At 70.0% G+C, this 21,097-nt stretch carries 16 protein-coding genes and 2 pseudogenes; 10 read left to right on the plus strand and 8 right to left on the minus strand.

All coding sequences use genetic code 11. The features are described 5' to 3' along the window. Positions 1–134 precede the first annotated feature (134 nt). The gene (gene serC / locus QMO76_RS29190; RefSeq protein ID WP_306364568.1) at positions 135–1,256 is read right to left on the minus strand and encodes a phosphoserine transaminase; all 1,122 of its coding nucleotides are present in this window, start codon (positions 1,254–1,256) and stop codon (positions 135–137) included. A gap of 134 nt (positions 1,257–1,390) precedes the next feature. Here serC and QMO76_RS29195 point away from each other — a divergent pair, with 134 nt between their 5' ends. Further along, the gene (locus QMO76_RS29195; RefSeq protein ID WP_306364569.1) at positions 1,391–2,089 is read left to right on the plus strand and encodes a hypothetical protein; all 699 of its coding nucleotides are present in this window, start codon (positions 1,391–1,393) and stop codon (positions 2,087–2,089) included. Positions 2,090–2,168: 79 nt separating this feature from the next. On the opposite strand, the gene QMO76_RS29200 is transcribed toward QMO76_RS29195, so the two are convergent. Beyond that, complete coding sequence (locus QMO76_RS29200) at positions 2,169–2,513, minus strand: DoxX family protein (RefSeq protein WP_306364570.1); 345 nt, start codon at positions 2,511–2,513, stop codon at positions 2,169–2,171. A gap of 124 nt (positions 2,514–2,637) precedes the next feature. Next, a pseudogene (locus QMO76_RS35445) lies at positions 2,638–2,718 on the minus strand (DUF1272 domain-containing protein); the annotation flags it as partial. Positions 2,719–2,948: 230 nt separating this feature from the next. Between QMO76_RS35445 and QMO76_RS29205 the strand changes: the two are divergent. Continuing rightward, positions 2,949–3,698 (plus strand): RDD family protein, encoded by a 750-nt coding sequence (locus QMO76_RS29205; RefSeq protein WP_306364571.1) that lies wholly within the window; start codon positions 2,949–2,951, stop codon positions 3,696–3,698. 117 nt (positions 3,699–3,815) lie between these two features. On the opposite strand, the gene QMO76_RS29210 is transcribed toward QMO76_RS29205, so the two are convergent. Beyond that, on the minus strand, positions 3,816–4,958 hold the full coding sequence (locus QMO76_RS29210) for a citrate synthase 2 (RefSeq protein WP_306364572.1): 1,143 nt from the start codon (positions 4,956–4,958) through the stop codon (positions 3,816–3,818). A gap of 100 nt (positions 4,959–5,058) precedes the next feature. Here QMO76_RS29210 and pdxH point away from each other — a divergent pair, with 100 nt between their 5' ends. From pdxH to QMO76_RS29235, 5 genes are all read left to right on the plus strand, one after another. Beyond that, positions 5,059–5,784: a pyridoxamine 5'-phosphate oxidase gene (gene pdxH, locus QMO76_RS29215; protein WP_306364573.1), complete on the plus strand. Its 726-nt coding sequence runs from the start codon at positions 5,059–5,061 to the stop codon at positions 5,782–5,784. A 108-nt stretch (positions 5,785–5,892) separates the two neighbouring features. Then, entirely contained in the window at positions 5,893–7,179 is a 1,287-nt protein-coding gene (locus QMO76_RS29220) for an MFS transporter (RefSeq protein ID WP_306364574.1), read from the plus strand. Between the two features lie 198 nt (positions 7,180–7,377). After that, a complete protein-coding gene (locus tag QMO76_RS29225; RefSeq protein WP_282781200.1) occupies positions 7,378–8,691 on the plus strand; it encodes a citrate synthase in 1,314 nt (437 codons plus the stop codon). A gap of 349 nt (positions 8,692–9,040) precedes the next feature. Beyond that, the gene (locus QMO76_RS29230; RefSeq protein WP_306364575.1) at positions 9,041–10,249 is read left to right on the plus strand and encodes a GNAT family N-acetyltransferase; all 1,209 of its coding nucleotides are present in this window, start codon (positions 9,041–9,043) and stop codon (positions 10,247–10,249) included. A 143-nt stretch (positions 10,250–10,392) separates the two neighbouring features. After that, positions 10,393–10,806, plus strand: coding sequence for a YccF domain-containing protein (locus tag QMO76_RS29235; protein WP_306364576.1), 414 nt, complete (start codon positions 10,393–10,395; stop codon positions 10,804–10,806). Between the two features lie 6 nt (positions 10,807–10,812). Here the strand turns inward: QMO76_RS29235 and QMO76_RS29240 are convergent, their stop codons facing one another. Further along, positions 10,813–11,250 carry a MarR family winged helix-turn-helix transcriptional regulator gene (locus tag QMO76_RS29240; RefSeq protein WP_306364577.1) on the minus strand — a complete coding sequence of 146 codons (438 nt, stop codon included), beginning with the start codon at positions 11,248–11,250 and terminating at the stop codon, positions 10,813–10,815. 718 nt (positions 11,251–11,968) lie between these two features. On the opposite strand from QMO76_RS29240, the gene QMO76_RS29245 reads away from it, so the two are divergent. Continuing rightward, positions 11,969–12,208 carry a DUF2530 domain-containing protein gene (locus tag QMO76_RS29245; protein WP_306364578.1) on the plus strand — a complete coding sequence of 80 codons (240 nt, stop codon included), beginning with the start codon at positions 11,969–11,971 and terminating at the stop codon, positions 12,206–12,208. 360 nt (positions 12,209–12,568) lie between these two features. Here QMO76_RS29245 and QMO76_RS29250 read toward each other — a convergent pair whose 3' ends face one another. Continuing rightward, entirely contained in the window at positions 12,569–14,608 is a 2,040-nt protein-coding gene (locus QMO76_RS29250) for a neutral/alkaline ceramidase (protein WP_306364579.1), read from the minus strand. Positions 14,609–14,736: 128 nt separating this feature from the next. Here QMO76_RS29250 and QMO76_RS29255 point away from each other — a divergent pair, with 128 nt between their 5' ends. Then, positions 14,737–15,351 (plus strand): TetR/AcrR family transcriptional regulator, encoded by a 615-nt coding sequence (locus tag QMO76_RS29255; protein ID WP_306364580.1) that lies wholly within the window; start codon positions 14,737–14,739, stop codon positions 15,349–15,351. A gap of 93 nt (positions 15,352–15,444) precedes the next feature. Here QMO76_RS29255 and QMO76_RS29260 read toward each other — a convergent pair whose 3' ends face one another. Together QMO76_RS29260 and QMO76_RS29265 are read right to left on the minus strand one after the other, a co-directional pair. Further along, the gene (locus QMO76_RS29260; protein WP_306364581.1) at positions 15,445–18,513 is read right to left on the minus strand and encodes a sacsin N-terminal ATP-binding-like domain-containing protein; all 3,069 of its coding nucleotides are present in this window, start codon (positions 18,511–18,513) and stop codon (positions 15,445–15,447) included. A gap of 951 nt (positions 18,514–19,464) precedes the next feature. Beyond that, a pseudogene (locus QMO76_RS29265) lies at positions 19,465–20,172 on the minus strand (DUF3027 domain-containing protein); the annotation flags it as partial. 47 nt (positions 20,173–20,219) lie between these two features. Between QMO76_RS29265 and QMO76_RS29270 the strand changes: the two are divergent. Next, a complete protein-coding gene (locus QMO76_RS29270) occupies positions 20,220–21,035 on the plus strand; it encodes a glutaminyl-peptide cyclotransferase (RefSeq protein ID WP_306364582.1) in 816 nt (271 codons plus the stop codon). Positions 21,036–21,097 lie beyond the last annotated feature (62 nt).

The raw sequence follows: 21,097 nt of genomic DNA on the forward strand, positions 1-21,097 counted from the left end.
TCACAGACTCCCGCGCCCGATTACTGTGAACGATTTTACTGCGTTCGATTGCCCCCCGCTGCGCTCCGGGCAGGTTTCCAGAACCGGGACGCGCCGCGAAACCATGAGATGACGCGTCCCGGAACCGGTGGAGTTCAGAGCTTTTCCACGACCCAGTCGATGGCCCGCGTCAGCTGTGAGACGTCCTCGGGGTCGATGGCCGGGAACATGCCGACGCGCAACTGGTTACGCCCCAGCTTGCGGTACGGCTCGGTGTCGACGATGCCATTGGCCCGCAGAATCTTCGCGACCTGCGCGGCGTCCACCGAATCGGCGAAGTCGATGGTGCCGACGACCTGCGAACGCAGCGCCGGATCCTGGACGAACGGGGTGGCGTACGAGCTCGATTCGGCCCACGAGTACAGGCGCGAGGAGGAATCGGCGGTACGCTTCACGGCCCAATCGAGACCACCGTTGCCGTTGAGCCATTCGAGCTGGTTGGCGAACAGCAGCAGGGTGGCCAGCGCCGGGGTGTTGTAGGTCTGGTCCTTGGTGCTGTTGTCGATGGCGATGGGCAGCGACAGGAAATCCGGGGTCCAGCGACCCGAGTTCTTGATCTCCTCCACCCGCTCGAGCGCCTTCGGGCTCATGAGCGCGACCCACAGGCCGCCGTCGGCGGCGAAGCACTTCTGCGGCGCGAAGTAGTACACGTCGGCATCGGTGATGTTCACCGGCAGACCGCCCGCGCCGGAGGTGGCGTCGATGGCGATCAGGGCGTTCTCCGAGCCCGCGGGGCGCGACACCGGGATGGCAACGCCGGTGGAGGTCTCGTTGTGCGCCCAGCCGATGAGGTCGACCGACGGATCGGAGGTCGGCTCGGGAGCGCTGCCCGGCTCGGACTTGATCACGATCGGATCGCCGATGAAGGGGTTGCCCTTGGCGACGGCGGCGAACTTGGAGGAGAACTCGCCATTGCTCAGGTGCAGCGACTTCTCCCGGATCAGGCCGAAGGCGGCGGCATCCCAGAAGGCGGTGGTGCCGCCGTTGCCGAGCACGACCTCGTAACCCTCGGGCAGGGAGAACAATTCGCGCAGACCGGTGCGCACGCGCGCCACCACGTCCTTCACCGGCTTCTGCCGGTGGGAGGTGCCGAATACCGAGGCTCCGGTGTCCACCAGGGACCGCAGCTGCTCGGGACGGACCTTGGAGGGGCCACAGCCGAACCGACCGTCGGCCGGCTGGAGTTCGTCGGGGATGGTCGGGAACGCAGAGGTCATGGCGACAAGGGTAGAGCGTGGCGAAGGCCGCATCCGCGAGTGGGTGGGCGCTGCAACACCATCGACTCCGACACCGTCGGCAACCGGCGGGTATCGCTGTGGCCCCGAACACACTGCGGTTATGGTTCACGGCTATGAACACGGCCGCACACGACAGCTCGGAGACCGCCGCCCCGGCCGATTCCGGCCGCCCCGGGCGGCGACCGGGCCTGTTCACCCGGCTGTCCTCGCAGTTCGGTTCGGGCGGGCTACCCCGGCGGGATGCGGGCATGTCCGACGCCGCCCGCCGGGAACTGCTGCTGCGCGGCGTCGCCGGTACCGCGACCGTGCTGGGCGTGCGGGCGCGGCGTTCGGGGCCGGAGCACGAATTCTGGATCCGCGTGCAGCTCGCCGATCGGCATCCGTACGAGACGCGGGTGCGGCAGCGGGTCGCCGGGGCGGATCTGGAGTGGATGCAGCCGGGTGACGTGGTGTGCTGCCGGGTCGATCCGGGCGACCGCGACCGGGTGGTCCTGTACGCCCCGCCACCGGAGGAGGCCACCCGCACGAATATCGCCAAGATCCTGAGCGACGGCCGCCGGGCGCGGGCCACCGTCCTGGCCGCCAGCCCGGTCGCCGCGGACTATTCCGGACGCGACGATCCGGTGCTGCGCCTCGATCTGGAGCTGCACGCCTGGGACGAGGCGTCGCCGTGGCCGGTGCGGGTGGTGGCCGCGGTGCCGCTGTCGGCCATCGAACTCGTCGATCTGGGACGGCAGCTGGAGGTCGCCTTCTTCACCGTCGATCGCGGCGAATCGGTGGCGGTCGACTGGACCGCCTCGCGCGCGCTCTGAACGCACCCCGAACACACCGGAACCCGGCCGCTTCGACGTCGTCGCGGCGGCCGGGCCGAGAATTTACGTTCCGTTGAGTTCAGGCGATGCCCAGCCCGAGGGCGACCGCGACGGGCACCAGATACAGCACCGGGAAGACGACGGTGCCGTACGACCCGGCCCGCAGCACGGTCACGATCGCACCCAGGAAGTACAGGATCAGCCCGATGGCCGCCAGTATTCCGATGACCGGCACGAACAGCCCCGCCAGCAGTCCGGCCGCGCCCGCCGCCTTGATCAGCCCCAGCGGCGTCCACCAGGTCCGCGGCACCCCGTAGCGCACCAGCGGGTCCGCCACCCACGAAACGCGCCGTAGCAGTGCGAAGGCCGAGAATCCGACCCACAGCGCGGCGGCGACGGTGACGACGATGTAGCCGGTTTCCATTGGAATACACTCTCCCTCAACAGCTTTCACATCGCTCGCCGGTTTCGCGGCGAGCTGGTTCGTCAGGTCGACGACGCGGGGTCGCGAAGTGTGACACGGACGCGAAAGCCGGGAGCCGACGCCGTCAGCCGCGGCGGCGCGGCCGAACCACCAACTCGCCGCCGCAGTTCGGACAGGTCCGGCTCATGGCCGCGGCGCAGTCCGCGCAGAAGGTGCGATCCTCCTACGCGCATCGCACTGCCCATCTCCGGTCGCGGCGACCCCGCGACAGAGAAACTCGGCCGCTCGCGGCGAATCTCGTCAACTCGACGCGCCGTGCGAGCCGAAGTGCACCAGACTGGAGCGAGCCCGGACCCCGAACGGCCCGCCCGGCACACAGCGGGCACCGGATCGGCTACCGTCCGTGCCGAAATATCCAACCCTGCAAGGAAAAGAATGAGTTACCCGAACAATCCGTACCCTCAGCAGCCCGGCTACGGCCAGCAGCCCTACCCGCAGCCCACTCCGGGCTACCCGCAGCAGCAGCCGTACGGGCAATCGAATCCCGGCTACCAGCAACAGCCGTACGGGCAATCCAACCCCGGCTACCCGCAGCAGCCGTACGGGCAGTCCGCTCCGGGCTACCCGCAGCAGCCCGCCTACGGCGCTCCCCAACCGGGTTACGGCGCACCGCAACCCGGCTACCCGGCACCGGGTGCGCCCGGCGGCTATGCGCCGCACGGCCCACAGGCCCCGCTCGCCGACTGGGGTTCCCGTGCGGGCGCCTACCTCGTCGACGGCCTGATCTTCGGCCTTCCGGCCTCGCTGCTGTACATCATCGCGAGCGTCGCCGGTACCGAGGACATCACCTGTTCCACGACCACCGGTCGGTGCACCGGCGGTGGCATGAGTGGCGTCGGCGTCGTGTTCATGCTGCTGGCCTTCGTGATCGGCTTCGCCGGTCTGCTGTTCCTGGTTTACAAGGAGGGCACCACGGGCCAGACACCCGGCAAGAAGATGCTCGGCATCCGGCTGGTCGGGGAGGCCACCGGCCAGCCGATCGGCTTCGGCATGGCATTCGTGCGAAAGATCTGCCACGCGGCGGATTCCTTCGCCTGCTACATCGGCTGGCTGTGGCCGCTGTGGGACGAGAAGCGCCAGACCTTCGCTGACAAGATCATGAAAACGGTCGTGGTGAAGGGTTGATCCCCTTGCCGATCCGGTAGGCCGGGGGATCCGCCCGGAAACGACCGCGGCTCGCAACCTCTCGGTTGCGAGCCGCTTCCCGTCTTCGGCGAACCGACGGGGTGTGAGACCTGCGTGCTACTTGCGGACCACGTTCTCCCAGCCCGCCACGGTCTCCGGCTTGCGCGGCGCGGGACCGGTGTAGATGGCGGCGGGGCGCACCAGCTTGCCCAGCTTCTTCTGCTCCATGATGTGCGCGCACCAGCCCGCGGTGCGGCCGCAGGTGAACATGGCGGGCATCATGTGCGCGGGCACCTCGGCGAAGTCCAGGATGACCGCGGCCCAGAACTCCACATTGGTCTCGATGGCGCGGTCGGGGCGGCGCTCGCGCAGTTCGGCCAGGGCGGCCTGCTCCAGCGCGGCGGCCACCTCGTAGCGCGGGGCGGCCAGGCGCTGGGCGGTGGCGCGCAGCACGCGGGCGCGCGGGTCCTCGGCGCGGTACACGCGATGCCCGAAGCCCATGAGCTTCTCCTTGCGGTCGAGGATGCCCTTGACCAGAGCCCTGGCGTCGCCGGTCTTCTCGACCTCCTCGATCATGGGCAGCACGCGGGCGGGCGCGCCGCCGTGCAGCGGGCCGGACATGGCCCCGATCGCACCGGACAGCGAGGCCGCGACGTCGGCGCCGGTGGAGGCGATGACCCGGGCGGTGAAGGTGGAGGCGTTCATGCCGTGCTCGGCGGCGGAGACCCAGTAGGCGTCGATGGCCTCGGTGTGCTTGGGGTCCGGGTCGCCCTTCCAGCGGGTCATGAACCGCTCGGTGACCGTGGTGCACTCGTCGATCTTCCGCTGCGGCACCGCGGGCTGGTAGATGCCGCGCGCCGACTGCGCCACATAGGACAGCGCCATCACCGAGGCGCGGGCGAGGTTCTCGCGGGCTTCCTCGTTGTCGATGTCGAGCAGCGGCTGGTAGCCCCAGATGGGAGCCAGCATGGCGAGTCCGGCCTGCACGTCCACTCGCACGTCACCGGTGTGCACGGGCAGCGGGAAGGGTTCGGCGGGCGGCAGGCCGCGGCCGAATTCGCCGTCCACGAGCAGCGCCCAGACGTCGCCGAAGGTGACCCGGTTGGTGACCAGGTCCTCGATGTCGACGCCGCGGTACCGCAGCGCACCCCCGTCCTTGTCGGGCTCGGCGATATCGGTGGTGAACGCCACCACGCCCTCGAGACCGCTCACGAAGTCGGACGGAACTGCTGGACTGGGAACCGCAGCGCTGGCAGTCATGGTGTGACTCTCCTTGCAAACCGGGCCGTCCGATCGATGGGCGGCCTCGCCGATCAGTTAGACCTTAACGCCACCATTACCGCGGAGTAACCTCTGGCCCATGACCGACCTGGAGAAATCCGTCACGTCCGCGCTGGATATCGCGGCCATGCGTGTGGAGTACGGCGTGGACGCCGGGGACAACCATCCGGGCCGGGACACCGATCTGGACGAGAGCTGGCTGGCCGACGGCTGGGAGCCGTTGCTGCGCACCTGGATCGAGGAGGCCACCCATGCCGGGCTGATCGATCCGAACGCCATGGTGCTGGCGACCGTGGAGCTGACGCCGAGCGGCCCCAAGCCCGCGACCCGCACCGTGCTCTGCAAGGGGCTGTCGCCGGAGGGTGTGACCTTCTACACGAATTTCGAGTCGTTCAAGGGGCGGGCGCTGGCCGCGACGCCGTATGCCTCGGCCACCCTGGTGTGGCCCGCCCTGAGCCGGCAGGTGACGGTGCGCGGACCGGTGCACCGGGTGTCGCCGGAGGTCACCGAGATCTACTGGCGGTCGCGCCCGCGCGGGTCGCGATTGGGGGCGTGGGCGTCGGAGCAGTCCCGGTCCATCGGTTCGCGGTCGGAGCTGGACCGGCGGATGGCCGAGACGACCGAGCGATTCGCCGGGGTCGACGACATTCCGGTGCCGCCGTTCTGGGGCGGGTTCCAGATTCGACCGGAGACGGTGGAGTTCTGGCAGGGGCGGCGCAGCCGCATGCACAACCGGATCCGGGTCACGCTGGAGCCGGGAACCACCGATGTCGCGGCCATGAAGGTGGAACGGCTCCAGCCCTGAGCCGCACGGCGGATACCCGTATCCGAGCGGTCTCGAGCGGCGAAATGGTGGGATGAATCACCGGAAATCCGGTGCCGCCGATCAATTCATCCCATTAATCTCCTGTCGGTGCAGCTGCTCGCCGACGTCACCCCGCTGCGGAATCCGGATTTCCGACGACTCTGGACCACCGGCATCGTCACGGTCATCGGCGCGCAGCTGTCCGTCGTGGCGGTACCCAAACAGCTCTACGACATCACCCAGAACTCCTCGTACGTCGGCCTCGCCGGTCTGTTCGGCCTCGTCCCCCTGATCGGTTTCGGCCTGTGGGGCGGCGCACTCGCCGACGCCATGGACCGCCGCAAGCTGCTGCTCATCACCAGCACCGGCACCGGTCTGACCGCCCTGGCGTTCTGGGCGCAGGCCGCCGCCGGGAACACCAACCCGTGGCTGATCCTCGGGCTGTTCGCCGCGCAGCAGGCGTTCTTCGCGGTGAACCAGCCCGCCCGCGCCGCCATCTACCCGCGGCTGCTGCCCAATGAGCAACTGCCCGCGGCGAATTCGCTGTCCATGACGGTCATGCAGTTCGGCGCCATCGCCGGACCGGTGTCGGCGGGCATGCTCATTCCGATCACCGGCCTGGCCATGCTGTATCTCCTGGACGCCATCGCGCTGCTCGCCACCGTCTGGGCGGTGTGGAAGCTCCCGTCCATCCATCCCATCGGCGAGACCCGCCGCGCCGGAATCCGGGAGGTGCTGGACGGTTTCGGCTATCTCGCCACGCAGAAGGTGCTGCTGGCCTCCTTCGCCGTCGATATCGTCGCCATGGTCTTCGGCATGCCGCGCGCGCTGTTCCCGGAGATCGCACAGCACAGCTTCGGCGACTCCCCCTCGGGCGGAACGGCATTGGGCCTGCTCTTCGCGGCCATGTCGGTCGGCGCGGTGCTCGGCGGCGTGTTCTCCGGCTGGCTGACCCGCATCCGCCGCCAGGGGCTGGCGGTGATCTGGCTGATCGTGCTGTGGGGGCTGGCCATGGTCGGCTTCGGAGCCGCGGTGGGCGCGACCGGGCACGGCCTCGGCCTGGCGGCGGGCCTCTGGATCGCCCTGACCTGCCTGGCCCTCGGCGGCGCGGTCGACATGTTCTCCGCCGCCCTGCGCACCACCATGCTCCAGCAGGTCGCCACCGACGAGATGCGCGGACGCCTGCAAGGGGTGTTCATCGTGGTGGTGGCGGGCGGACCCCGTATCGGTGATGTTGCCCATGGTTTCGCGGCGGCCGCGGTGGGTACCGCTGTAGCTGCGGCGGGCGGCGGCCTGCTCGTGGTGATCGGCATGGCGATCTCGGCGATCGCCTTCCCGATCTTCGTGCGCTACCGCGTCACCCGCACACATGCGGAGGTACCGGCCGGAAGCTGATGATCTCGGCCGTCGGATCGGTTCATGCCGATACCACATGACCGCACCGGACCTCACCTCGCGGCGAAGTGACTGTGAGGTAGTCAAGGGTGACCCTCATTAGTCGGGCCTACCGGACAGCGACTAGCGTTGAGGGTAAGCGCACCGTGTGCCGACCGCACCGATGCCGACGGTTACAAGCCTGAGAGGGATCCTTCCGTGCCCGCTGAGAACATCATCAACGTCGACGACGACGCCAAGCCGGTGCTGTCCTACCCCGGTGGCGAGTACCCGATGACCGTCGCCAGTGCGACCGAGGGCAATGACGGGATCGACCTGGGCAAGCTGCTCGCCAGCACCGGGTACACCACCTTCGACCCCGGCTTCATGAACACCGCGTCGACCAAGTCGGCGATCACCTACATCGACGGTGAGGCGGGCATCCTCCGCTACCGCGGCTATCCGATCGAGCAGCTCGCGGGGAAGTCCACCTTCATCGAGGTGAGCTACCTGCTCATCTACGGCGAGCTGCCGACCCGGTCGCAGCTGGACGACTTCACCGACCGCATCCGCCGCCACACCCTGCTGCACGAGGACCTGAAGCGGTTCTTCGACGGCTTCCCGCGCAATGCGCACCCCATGCCGGTGCTCTCCTCCGCGGTCAACGCGCTGTCGGCGTACTACCAGGACTCCCTGGACCCGCGCGATCCCGAGCAGGTCGAGCTGTCCACCATCCGCCTGCTGGCCAAGCTGCCCACCATCGCGGCCTACGCCTACAAGAAGTCGGTCGGCCAGCCGTTCCTGTACCCGGACAACTCGCTGTCGCTGGTCGAGAATTTCCTGCGGATGACCTTCGGCTTCCCGGCCGAGCCGTACGAGGTGGACCCCGAGGTCGCCGCGGCCCTGGACATGCTGCTCATTCTGCACGCGGACCACGAGCAGAACTGCTCCACCTCCACCGTGCGCCTGGTCGGCTCCTCCGACGCGAACCTGTTCACCTCCGTCTCCGGCGGCATCAACGCGCTCTGGGGCCCGCTGCACGGCGGCGCCAACCAGGCGGTGCTGGAGATGCTGGACGACATCAAGGCCCAGGGCGGTGACGTCAAGGAGTTCGTCCGCAAGGTCAAGAACAAGGAAGACGGCGTGAAGCTCATGGGCTTCGGACACCGCGTCTACCGCAATTACGACCCGCGCGCGACCCTGGTCAAGAAGGCCGCCGACTCGATCCTGGCCAAGATCGGCGGCGACGACCAGCTGCTCGACATCGCCAAGGCGCTCGAGGAAGCCGCGCTCACCGACGACTACTTCATCGAGCGCCGCCTGTACCCGAACGTCGACTTCTACACCGGCGTCATCTACCGGGCCATGGGCTTCCCCACCCGCATGTTCACCGTGCTCTTCGCCATGGGCCGCCTGCCCGGCTGGATCGCCCACTGGCGCGAGATGCACAGCGAGCCGCTGAAGATCGGCCGCCCCCGCCAGATCTACACCGGCTACGGCGAACGCGACTACCAGGACATCACCGGTCGCTGACCCCGGCACCCCCGAAACCCGCCCCCGTACTCGGAGGCGGGTTTCGCGCATTCCGCCCCCGGTTCCCGGTCGGCTGGCGGGAGACCACCCCTTCCCGGTTGGCTGGCGGGAGACCCCGCCGATGCGGCAGTAGGAAGACCGCAGCGCTTGCCCCACCGGCAACTGCCTCCCGCGCCCCGTCGGCCGACCCGAACGCAAGCGGATCATTAGCACCCGACTAGCGCGAGCGCCCATGCTCTCTCGTAGAGCGGAGCCGCACCTGCCGCGGCGGGGGCGGCAGGTGGGGCTCCGTTCGCACATCCGGGAAATTCAGGTGCGCACCCCCACGCCCGCGTGCGATCGTCCGGTAATGGCATCGACGAATGGCATCACCATCCGCTCGTCCACCCGCGACGACTGGCCCGCGGTCGTGAACCTGCTGGAGACCGGCTTCGGCCAGCGCTACGACCCGGCCGAGCTCGACATCATCCCCGATCTGTTCACCCCCGAGCGCGCCCTGCTCGCCATGGACGGCGGCCGCATCGTCGGCCACACCGTGGACCGGCGGATGACCGTCACCGTGCCCGGGGAGCGGACCGTGGCGGCCTCCGGCATCTCCGCGGTGGCGGTGGCTCCGACGCACCGGCGGCGCGGCATCCTGCGGGCGCTCTACACCGAGCAGCACGCGCGCACCGAGGCGGAGGGACTGCCGCTCACCATCTTCACCGCGAGTGAGGGCACCATCTACGGCCGGTTCGGCTACGGCACCGCCATCGAGCGCGATTTCGTGAGCATCGATCGGCATCGGGCCGAATTCCGGCCCACCACACCGGATCACGGCGGGGTCGAGATCGCCCCCGTGGACGAGTCGACCCAGGCCCGCATCCGCGACGTGTACGACCGCTGGCGGCGGCTGGTGCCCGGAGCGCAGGAACGCCCCGACGCCGGTTGGCGGCTCTGTTTCGCCGACCCGCCGCGCTACCGCGGCGGCGCGTCGACGCTGTTCGCGCTGCTGCATCCGGACGGCTACGTGCTCTACCGCCGGGAATGGGGTGAGAGGGAGTCGGTCGCGACCGTCTGGGAGTTCCGCGCCGTCACCACCGAGGCGCACGCGGCGCTGTGGCGGGTGCTGCTCGGCCTGGATCTGGTGGACCGGGTGGTGTGCGATCTGGCCGACAACGATCCGCTCCCCTACCTGCTCACCGATCCCCGCCTGGTGCGGGTCACCGGTCGGCGTGATCATCTGTGGGTCCGGATCATGGACGTGCCTGCCGCGCTGACCGCGCGCACCTACCGGAGCGACCTGGATGTGGTTGTGGCCGTGCACGATCCGTTCCGCGATGCGGGCGGCACCTTCGCTCTCCGCGTGCGCGACGGCATTGCCGAATGCGAGCCGACCACCCGCTCCGCCGACCTGGAACTCGGCACCGCGGAACTGTCCAGCCTCTACCTCGGCGGCCACCGCGCCCGAGTGCTGGCCGCCGCCAACCGAATCCAGGTCAAGGACCCGGCCACCCTGCGCGCGTTCGACGAAGCCTTCACCACCGAGCGCGACGCCGAACTCGGCTGGTTCTTCTGAGCCGTACGACGGCCCGCGCATCCTGATCCGGCTCCCCGGCGATCAGCCCGGCCGAGCAGGCGCTGCCCGACGACGAGTACCGCCGATCACACGCCGGTTACGGGCGGTGGCAGTGATTCCGGGGCGCTGGCATGCTGGGGAGGGTGAGCGTGCTCAGACTGCTGTTGAACGTACTGTGGCTGGTGTTGGTCGGGTTCTGGATGGCGGTCGGCTATATCGTCGCCGGGCTGATCTGCTGCGTCCTGATCATCACCATTCCGTGGGGTATCGCGGCGTTCCGGCTCGCCTCGTTCGTGCTGTGGCCGTTCGGGCGGGAGGCCGTGGAGAAGCCGGGGGCGGGCGTGCCGTCCATGCTCGGCAACGTGGTGTGGTTCATCGTCGCGGGCTGGTGGTTGGCGTTGGGCCACATCTTCACCAGCATCGCGCTGGCGGTCACCATCATCGGCATCCCGTTCGCGTGGGCGAATCTGAAGCTCGTTCCGGTCTCGCTGTTCCCGCTGGGGCGCGAAATCGTCTCCAGTGACCAGCCTTTCGGATATCAGCCGGCGCGGGCCTGACCCGCGCTACTCCGATTCGTCGACGATCTGCTTCATGATCGCGACGGCCTCTTCGAGCACCTTCAGCTGATCCGGGGCCAGACCGCTGAGCTGCTCGGTCATCCACGCCTCGCGCGCGCTGGTCTCATCGGCGATCAGCGCCCGCCCGGCGTCCGACAGCGACACGATGATCTGCCGCCCGTCGGTCGGATGCGGATTGCGCTCCACCAGGTCCATTTCGGTGAGCGATGCGATCACCCGGGTCATGGACGGCGGCTGCACCCGCTCCTTGGCGGCCAGCGTGCCGGGGGTCATGGCGCCTTCCCGGTTCAGGGTGGCGAGCGCCGAGAGCTGGGTCAGCGAAATCTGGGCATCGGCTCGCCTACCCCGCAGATGTCGCGTCAAGCGCACCACCGCCAGTGAGAGGTCACCAGCGAGCGCTCGAATATCGGAAGGCGTTGTCACAGAGGCAAACGATACGGGACCGGCCGCATCGGGGGCGGCTGTTCGGCCCCGGACCGCGCACGTTCTCACCGCACGCCGGACTCGGCCACCGCCGCACCGCCCGGCAGCCCACCTACCGATCATGCCTCACGTCAGCAGGCGAACACCCCGACAACGGCCGAAACCCGCCAGCCCAGCCCGCGCCCCCACCCGATCCCGAACCCGCGGCGAACAGACATTCGCCGCAGCCCGCACCACCCCTGTCCCATCCGGGCCACACCGCCGTTCTCGAGGCGAGAAAGTGACAGGTTCCGGGCGCCGCACCCACCCACACTCCGAACGGCGGCGACGGGCCGCACGCTGAGCACGATCGTCCGCGCCGAGTACGGTCCTCCGCGCCGAGCCTGGCTTTCCGGTCCAGCGGACGATAGCCCGGATCGGGCGTCCTCAACGGTCCGGTGGCGTCGTCGAATGTCGTGGGCCGTCCGTGGTGTACGTAGTCGACTTCGTCATGGACGCGCAGCCGAGCCACCTACGTGGGCAGGATGCGTACGTCGACCCGATGTGTGCGTCGGCAGGATGCGTGCCTCGGCAGGAAGCGTACGTCGACGCGATACTCACGTCGTGCGTCGGCAGGATGCGCACGTCGGCGGCATACGCGCGTCGGCGGCATACGCACGTCGGCGGGAAGCGTGCCTCGGCGGGATACGCGTGGGCTGGTGGGCTCTAGGCTGGTGGGGTGACTCGACCCGTACCGGAGATTCCGCCGCGCTTCACCGATCCGCGGCCGGTGCTGGCGATCGGCAGCATCGCCTGGCTGATCGCCACGATCGTGGTGTTCGCCAGTGGTGACCGCTGGCACGAGGCGCGCCCGGTCTGCCTCATGGGGCTGGCGGTGGGGCTGCTGGGGTACACGATCTTCGCCATCCAGCGGCGCGGGGCGCGACGGGGCGACAAGGGGGCGCAGGTCGGGCTCTGAGGCGGGCGGCGCACCCGCCGGTCACCACCCCACAAGCCCCGGCACGACGCCACCCGCCGCATCACGACTTCGACTGGCTCAGCATCGTATTCGCGCCGATCCACCCGGTCAGCGGCCCTGCACCCGGGCAAGTGGGCTGTCCAGGCTCGATCAGCGGGCCGACCGGTGGTGCGGCGCGGCGGCCACGGACGTGCGGAGGCGCGGGGTCACGGCGGCGCGGCGGCCACGGCAGTCACGGCGGCGCGGCGGCCACGGTAGTCACGCGACACAGCGGCCACGGAGGCGCGGCGGTCACGGAGGCGCGCGCGGGTCGGGCTCGCGCACCCGACTCGGCACGGCATAGTCGGCCTGGCGCAGCCGTCAGCCGACGTCGAACTCAGCGCTGAGGCCGGTGAAGGGGCGCAGGGTGCCGTCGGGGGTCAGCTGGTCGGCGAAGTGCTGGAAGCGATAGCGGCCGGGGGTGGCGTCGGTGGGAATGTCCCAGGTGAAGCGGGCTACCGAGATATCCGGGCCGCGGCGGGACCAGTGGAATTTCACCGCCCACTCGCCCTCGTTGGCGACGCGGGTCCACGTGCCGCCGGTGTTGCGCTGCACCTCCAGGAAGGTGCCATTGCGGCGGGGGTTGTGTTTCGGGTGGGCCGAGACGAATTCGACCGCGACCTGCGCACCGCGGGGGTAGGCGGCGGCCGGTTGGAGCAGTGCCGCACCGAAATCCAGGCCGGGCGGGGTGGCGTCGGGGCCGGGAACGGGCACGAAGTTCGGCTGCAAGGCCGAGACGTCGCGCGGCGCGGGACCGCGCGGCACCCGCCCCCTGGCCGCGAAAGCCGTTGCCAGCCGGTGGAATTCCTGCTGGTAGGCGGGCAGGGTGTAACGACCGTAGAGCGTCGAGCCGCCCTCGTACTGCTGTGCGTCGTACTCCTCGGGCGTGGACACGTACTGGTGGTAGGCGTTGGCGTATCCCTGCATGAGGACCTGCTCCAGCGGCACGCCCAGCGCGGCGGCGACGGTGCGGCGGATGCGCAGGCCCGACACGATGGTGAATTCCGCTCCGCCGCAGGCGAGATACAGCTCGCCGATGCGCACGATCTGGATCGGCACCACGCTCGGCACCCACGGCACCGGCGGCAGCAGGCCCAGCGGCGCGACGATCGCCTTCGGGGCCTGCGCGTCGGTGAGCCAGTCCGGCACCGGCATATTCGCACCGCCGAGCGCGTCCACGAACGGATTGCGCACGCCTTCGGGGATCGGCACGCCCGGCAGTCCGGGCCCGTCCTCGATGCTGCCCGCGATGAGCGAGACGCCCGCGCAGGCGGCCGCGGTGTGCCGGGGCTGCCCGTTGGGAGTGAAACGACCGTCCACCGCTATGTCGGACAGGTCGATATAGCAGAGCATGGCGTCCACCGGCCCGCTCATGGCGCGCGCCGTGGCGAGTGCGGCCTTTCCGGCGCGGTATTGGCGCTCGCCGATGATTCGGGTGTTCTCGAACTCGTCCTCGGTGGGACCGGAGGTCGGGCGCAGGTTCAGATTGGGCGACATGTCGCCGGTATTGGTCTGCGGGAAAGCGGCGAGGAAATCGGCTCCGCCGTCGAGGTACCGGACGCCGCGCTCCCCGTGTTCGAACGCGAAGGAGGCGTAACCCTTGTTGTCACCGCTGATGAGCCGATTCGTGTTGCTCATGGAGGTGTTGTGGGTGGCGAACCAGGTGATGACACCGACCTGTCGACCGCCCTTGCGCAGCGACAGCACGGTGACGGCCGGATCGATGGCATTCGGAAAATACCGTTTGTCGGCTTCGGGATTGCGGTCGAAGGCGATTCGCGAGCGATTGACGCTGGCGTCGTGCAATTCCCCGCGCCCGAGTTCGAGGGTGCCGGGTCCGAGGTCGGCGTCCGCGGCCACGACGGCCTCCACGATGCCGTTCACCTCGGTGTCGTACACCTGCCGCTGGAAGCCGAGGATCGAGAGGTTGTAGGCGTAGTCGTGGCTGGCGCCGCCGCAGACCGCGTGCGAGTGCGTGGCGGTGAGCAGCACGTTCTGCTCGGTGTAGCGATCTCCGAAGCGACGGGCGAGTTCGTCGAGGACGCCGCGGTGCACGGACTGGAAGATCATCGCATTGTCGGCGACCACGTACACGATCCGCTGGTCGCCGCTGCCGATGATGTAGGCGCGGGCCCTGGGCCGCAGGTGGATTCCGGCGGTGGTCTGTTCCAGCTGGGAGTAACCCATCATGCCGCATTCGGCCGCCGGGCCCGTGATGTCGGAAATGCCCACGCCGATCAGGAAGTCGCCGCCGGGAGCCGCGTGCGCCGACCCGCCCGGCAGCGTGATCGCGGCGGCGGCCGTCAGCGCGGCGGACCCCGCCGCCGCACCGGCCAGAACAGTCCTGCGCGACACCACCATTCGGCGACTCCCTTCGTACCAACTCGCAGCGAACCACAGAACTGGACACACGTCCAGTGGAGACTTTCCCGACGCGCGAATTGACTGCGCGGCTCTTGAAGGCTTAACTCCCTGGAGTGTCCTCCCGATTGAGCGTCGAAGAACGACGGGCCCACCTTATCGAGGCGGCCATCGGCCTTGCCGAAAAAAAGGGCGTGGCAGGAGTTACCACGCGCGATGTGGCTCAGGCAGCCGGTGTTTCGCTCGGTGTGGTGCATTACTGTTTCGAAAACAAGGACGCGCTCATGACCGAGTTGGTCAAAGCGCTCTCGATGGAATTGCGCGATTCCGTCGATGCCAACGAAACGGTATGGCAGGACGTCGGAAGTGGAAAAGAATCACTTCAAAAATTGGTACGCGACGGCCTGGAACTCATGTGGCAGAACGTGGAAGCCACCCCGGAACGGCAACTACTCACCTACGAGACCACCACCTACGCCCTCCGCGAAAGCGAGCAGACACCGGCGAAACTCGCCATCGCCCGCGAACAGTACGCGTTCAACGACTCCACGGTCGCCGACATCATCGAACACGCCCGTGAGGCGACGGACACCCGCTGGTCCGTTCCCGTCGGCGTCATCAGCCGCTTCATGCTCGCCGCCATCGACGGCATCGTGCTGCGCTGGCTGGTGGACAACGACAGCGCGGCGGTGCGCGAGCAGATGGACCTGCTGGCGCGGATGGTGGCGCAGTTCAGCGAGTAGCCCGACGCCGGGCGAGGGCCGCCGATACCGCGCGGCCCTCGCCCACGCTCGTACAGCCGCCGATTCGTACCCGTTACGCTCGGTTGCCGGACTTCACCAGTGCGCCGGACGCGGCTGCGACACGACGTGGGTGTCCGCACCGTCACGCCACCACGGCACCGTGACGGTCGCCTCGTACGCGCCGGACAACCGCACCCGCAATTCGTCATGGACGACGAGATCGCCTGCGGGAGCGGGCAGTCCGCTCTGCATGCGCCACAGCACGCCGAGCGGTTCGGCCGACCAGGAGGTGCGTCGGCCGGTGCCCTCGACGCGCGCGGTGACGGCCTGCGAGGCCAGCGGCAGGTCCAGCAGCGCGGCCAGGTGTGGGGCCGAGTCGATACCGCCGACCACGAGCCGCTCCGGCGGGAGCGCCAGGCCGTACCAGGGCGCGTCCAGAACCAGGGCGTCGGCGGCGTCGACGACCGCGCCGGAGAGAGCGCGCACTCGCTCGGGGAGAACCAGGTCGTCCAGGTCGAGGCGGCCCGCGGCGGTGGCCTCGGCCAGTCGCTCGTGGGTTCGTGAAATCGCCTCCGCGGTCGGGTTTCTGGACGGGTCCGCGAGAGCGGCGAGGAGTTCGGCGGCCAGATCCGGGGTGATGATCTGCGGGTCGGCGAGCACGGCGCGCAGGGCATCGGTGTCGGCGTCGATGGACAGCACCGGGAGCAGACCCGCGAAGACCGGATCGGCCGGATGGCGGAACAGGCCCAGTGCGGTGCCGTCGACGCATGCGTGCCGCCGCAGCCACCACGCCGTGTAACCGTCGCGGTCGGCGAGCAGCGGCCGCGTGGCGGGGTCGGCGAGCAGCAGCCGCAGGGCTCGCGGCCACTGCTCCGGGTCGACCAGATCCAGGTCGCGGACGGCGAGCAGTTCCGGCGGGTCCTCGGCGAGGCTCTCCCACCAGGTTTCCTCGTCGTCGAGATGATGGTCGGGGCCGGTCGGATCCGATTCCGCCACCACGGTGAAACCCCAGCCCACGCCGACCGCGCGCAGGGCGGTCGGGCCGTAACGGCGCACCAGGTCGTCGGCCACGGTGCCGAACGGCGAATCCTCGACCAGGACGCCCGCCAACGGGGCGTCCGGGAGCAGCAGTTCGTCGGCGGGGACGAGATCGCCGGTGGCGTCCGGTATTTCGAGCAGACCCAGCCAGGTGGGCAGCAGTCCGGGGACCGGGGCGGCGGGCTCGCCGCGAGCCGGATCCGTTGCCCCGGAGCTGGTTTCCACGGCGCGCGCACCGGGATTCGCGTGCGCGGCCAGGCTCAGCACCGCCTCCACCGTGTCCGGGTCGGCGGGATCGTGCTCCAACTGGGCGTGCAGCGCCGGATCGTGCAACAGCTCTTCGGGGCCCGCCGGACGCGCGCCCAGCCGCCCGAGCAGCGGATGGGCCGCCTCCGGATGCACCAGACGCGCCCAGTGCACCGGCACCGCCGCCTCCAGGTGATCGTCGAGCACCACGGTGCGCGGCCCGGTCACCATCCGGCCGTCCGCCAGCGGCACCGCCAGCGCCCCCAGTTCCTCCACCGCCAGCGGATCGGTGACGAACGGCTCCAGCGCCTCGTACAGCGAATACCACCACTGCGGAGGACGTTCCACACTCCCCGACAGCTCCGCGATGCGCGCCAATCCGATCCGGTGCACATCCAGCACCGACAGCGCGTCGGCGGTCGACCGCCCCGACAACTCCGGAACCACCAGCGGACCAACGATTTCCGCCAGCAGCCGCGCCAATTCCGCGCTCACCCCGATGAATACGCTCGCCCGCCGAGGCCGCTCGACCGCGACCGCCCGCTCCTCGCCCGCGAATACGGCGGCGGAATCGACGGTATCCACCACGCCGGAACCGAGTGGACCGGAGTTGGAAGCGGCGGAACGCGTATCGGCGATCTCCGTCGCGGCCTGCTCCACGACGCTGCGGTCCGCCGCGTGGGGGTCCGCCGTGTGGGGGTACGCCGCATCCAGGGCGGGGTGGGTATCCGGCTCGGGGTGGAGGACCGGAAGCCAGGCATGCTCGCCCAGCTCCGCGACCAGCGCCTCGCGCAGCAGGCCGTCGGCCTCGCTGCGGGCGAAGCCGGGGGTCGGAACCAGGAGCAAGCGGTCGCGGGGCGGAAGTGCGCGCGCGAAATCGGCGTAGCCGGAGGCCAAGTCGGTGAGACGGACGCCGGGGAGCAGGCGGCGGCGGTCCGGCTGCATGGGGATGTCGGCGATGAGCAGGGCCGGGAGGGACAGTTCCTCGTCCGAACGGGTCGGGGCGCGCAGGACGTCGGGGGTGGCCGCGACCGGACGCCCGTCCCGCAGCGGCAGCAGCCAGCGGGCGCGGGCGGTGCGGAACTGCCACCAGCGGTGGATCTCCCCGTGCGGACCGGTGATCCGAACCTCTTGCAGGCCAGGGCTATCGGCATCACCGTCATGACCGAGGTGCGCGGCGGCGGTGGGGTGCGGGAGATCGATCACCGTGCCGGTGATCTCGTCGTCCGCGATTCGGATGCTGTGCAGGGCGGGCAATTCGAGCAGCAGGTCGATGGCTTCGGCGCGCATGCTCGCCAGCAGCGCGGGCACATCCACGTCGGCGCGCGGGTCGAGGATGATCTCGCTGTCGAATCCCGGTGCGGGGTCGTGCCCGGTCGGCCAGGCCAGGCGCAAGGCGGGCGGCTCGAACGGGTGCTCGGTGTCGGGGATGCGAATACCGCTCTCGCGCAATGCCTGCCGAGTCGCATCACGGGAGAACCGCACCGAGCCGCCGGTGGAGCGGAACTCGATCTCGTCGGAGATGCTCAGCACGGCGGTGAATCCGACGCCGAAGCGGCCCACCGAGGTGTCCGCGCCGGACTTGGCGGAGGCACGCAGGGCGGTCAAGGCGTGGACGCCCGAGACATCCAGCGGAACACCGGTATTCGCGATATGCAGGCGGCCGTCGGCCAGCCACACCGCGACGCGCCCCGCCACCCCGGCCTTGGCCGCGGCGTCGGCGGCGTTCTGGGCCAGCTCGGTCAGCACCCGGTCGCGGTAGCCCGCCCGCACCAGATCCGCCTCGGTGGCCGCGTCCTCCCGCAATCGGGTGGGTGAGCCGCGCCAGGCGGAGAGCACGCCCTCGCGCAATGCCGCGGTCCCGAACGGATCCGCCACCCCGCTAACCAATCCGAACACCCCTTCCACGGCGGTGCGTAGCGAAACGGGAGTCGAATCGCTCGACGACGCGGCGGGAACGACCGCGCCGCGGACTCAGTTCGACCCCGGCGCGGGGTCGCCGCCCTGCGGCTCCACATTCACCGCGGTGACGCCCCAGGCATCGTCGTAGGGCCCGGCGTCCGGGTCGTACAGGTCGAACAGAGTAGCCTCACCGGAGTCCACCACCCCCGCCCCGGACGCCGCGGCGACCGCCGGATCCGTCGAGTAGGCGACCGGCGCACCGAACTCCCCACCCGGAACGTCGACCGGCGCGACCGCCTCGGCGGCCCCGTGGAACTCGACCACGTCGGCGGCATCCGCATCGTCTTCGGCGGCGGCCATCCCGACGGGCGTCACCTCCGGAGCGTCCTCGGCCTCTTCGACCGCACCGGCGACCGCGGCCGAATTCGCGGAATCCGCAGGAGAATCTGTGGCTTCCACAGCCGTCTCGGCAGTATCCACAGCCGTCTCGGTGGACTCGCTCGGCGTTCCGGAAGCGGTGCCGATCGCTGGATCGGTTTCCGCCGCCGCCGAATCCGCGACGGCCTCGCCGGTCCCGGCCGTCTCGGCGGTCGGATCGGCCGATGCCGGGGTGGAATCCGCCGGATCCGCCGCTGTCGCGGCGGCAGTGCCGAGCGCCGCGGCGGAGTCCGTGAGATCACCGGCGCTTACCGCGCTGTCGGTGGCCGATTCCCGGAACCCGGTCGCCTCGTCGGCAGCCGCGGTGGGGCCCAAGGTGGTTTCGCCCGTTTCAGCGGCGTTGTCGATCGTCTCCGCGTCGGCCTGCGCGGCCACGATGCCGCTCGCCGTGCCGTTGTTCGCAGTGCCGTTGTTCGCCGTATCGGTCGCCTCGGCCTGCGGTGCGCCCGCGGGCGTGTTCGCGTCTTCCGGTCGGCGGAGATCCTCGGCGGGGACCACCTCGACCGCCGCGTCGTCGTACGCCTCGTACAGCGGCGAGCCGGAGCCGGTGGGCAGGACGGTGTCGGAGTGGGCCCCGCAGCCGTAGTCGACGTGCACCACGTGGCCGTCGGCTCCCATGGCGTTGGCGCAGACGCCGAAGGCGGCGCGCAGGGCACCCGCGAGGGGAACGTAGAAGCCGCAGAGGCCGCAGGTGGAGGGGGCGGCGCGGGCCATATCGGCGTCGGGGCCGAATTCGGAGTACCAGCGGTCGGCGGCTTCCTCGCGACCCTCACGGGACAGCACCTGGCTGCGGCCGAGCCCGAGTTCCAGGGCGACGTCGTCGACGACCGGATCGCCGGTGGCGAGATAGCCGGGAACGAGGCGCGGATCGTCGGCGGGCGGGGCCAGCAGATCGCCGGGGGCCAGGTCGCCGGGGCGAATGCGCTGCTCCCACGGAATGAAGTCGGGGGCCACCAGGGCATCGGGCCCGGGCAGCAGCGCGGACTCGCTCACGGTCGCGTGGTCGGCCTCCGGCGGCGCGGCCACCACGACCGCCCATTGCCAGCCGCGGTAACCGGGCAGGGTGGCCTCGAAGTGATGGGTGGCCGAGGACTCGTCCTCCGCCGACACGCCGAGATGGACACCCACACCCGTCGGTTCCAACTCCACGAGCGCGCGACGGGCCTGCTCGACCGCCTCCGCCAGGATCGGCCGCACACCGGACTCCGAAACAGGAACAGCGCTCACGTCCTACATTTTGCCGTATGAAGCGCAAACACCGTGCACCGGTGGTGACCGGCCTGTTCGGACGGCACATCGCCGTGTTGCTGGCGGCGACGACACTGTTCCCGGCCGCGGTGGCGTGCGGCGCGGCCGAACCGGACGACGCGCCGCGTCTGCGCGCCGAAGTGGTCGCCACGCGCCCGCACGATCCGTCCCTGTTCACGCAGGGCCTCGAGATCCACGACGGCGTGCTCTACGAGAGCACCGGCCTGCCCGGTGAATCCCTCGTCCGCGCCAGCGATCTGGCCACCGGGGTCGAACACGCCCGCGCCGACCTGCCCGCACCGCTGTTCGGGGAGGGCATCACGCGGGCCGGTGACGTGCTGTGGCAGGTCACCTACACCGAGGGCATCGCCATCGCCCGCGACGCCGAAACCCTCACCGAACTGCGCCGCACCGACTACGAGGGCGAGGGCTGGGGACTGTGCACGCGCGGTGACCGCATCGTCATGAGCAATGGCACCGCCACCCTGACCTTCCGCGATCCGGAGACCTTCGCGCCGACCGGCGAGGTCACCCTCGCCAGCCGCGGCGACACCCGCCTCAACGAACTCGACTGCGCGCCCGACGGTTCCGTCTACGCCAATGCCTGGCCCACCGACACCATCCTGCGCATCGACCCCGAGACCGGCACCGTGCTCGCCGTCATCGACGCGGCCGGACTGCTGCCGCGCTCGGCCCGCACTCCGGACAGCGATGTGCTCAACGGCATCGCGCACATCCCCGGCACCGACCGCTTCCTGCTCACCGGCAAGAAGTGGCCCACCTCCTTCGAGGTCCGCTTCGTCCCGGAGTGACATCCCCGGCGCGTCGCATTCGCGCTGGTGGGCATGTCGGGGTGCGGCGGCCCGCGACGCCG

The sequence above is a fragment of the Nocardia sp. CC227C genome, from assembly GCF_030767025.1.
Classification (GTDB): domain Bacteria; phylum Actinomycetota; class Actinomycetes; order Mycobacteriales; family Mycobacteriaceae; genus Nocardia.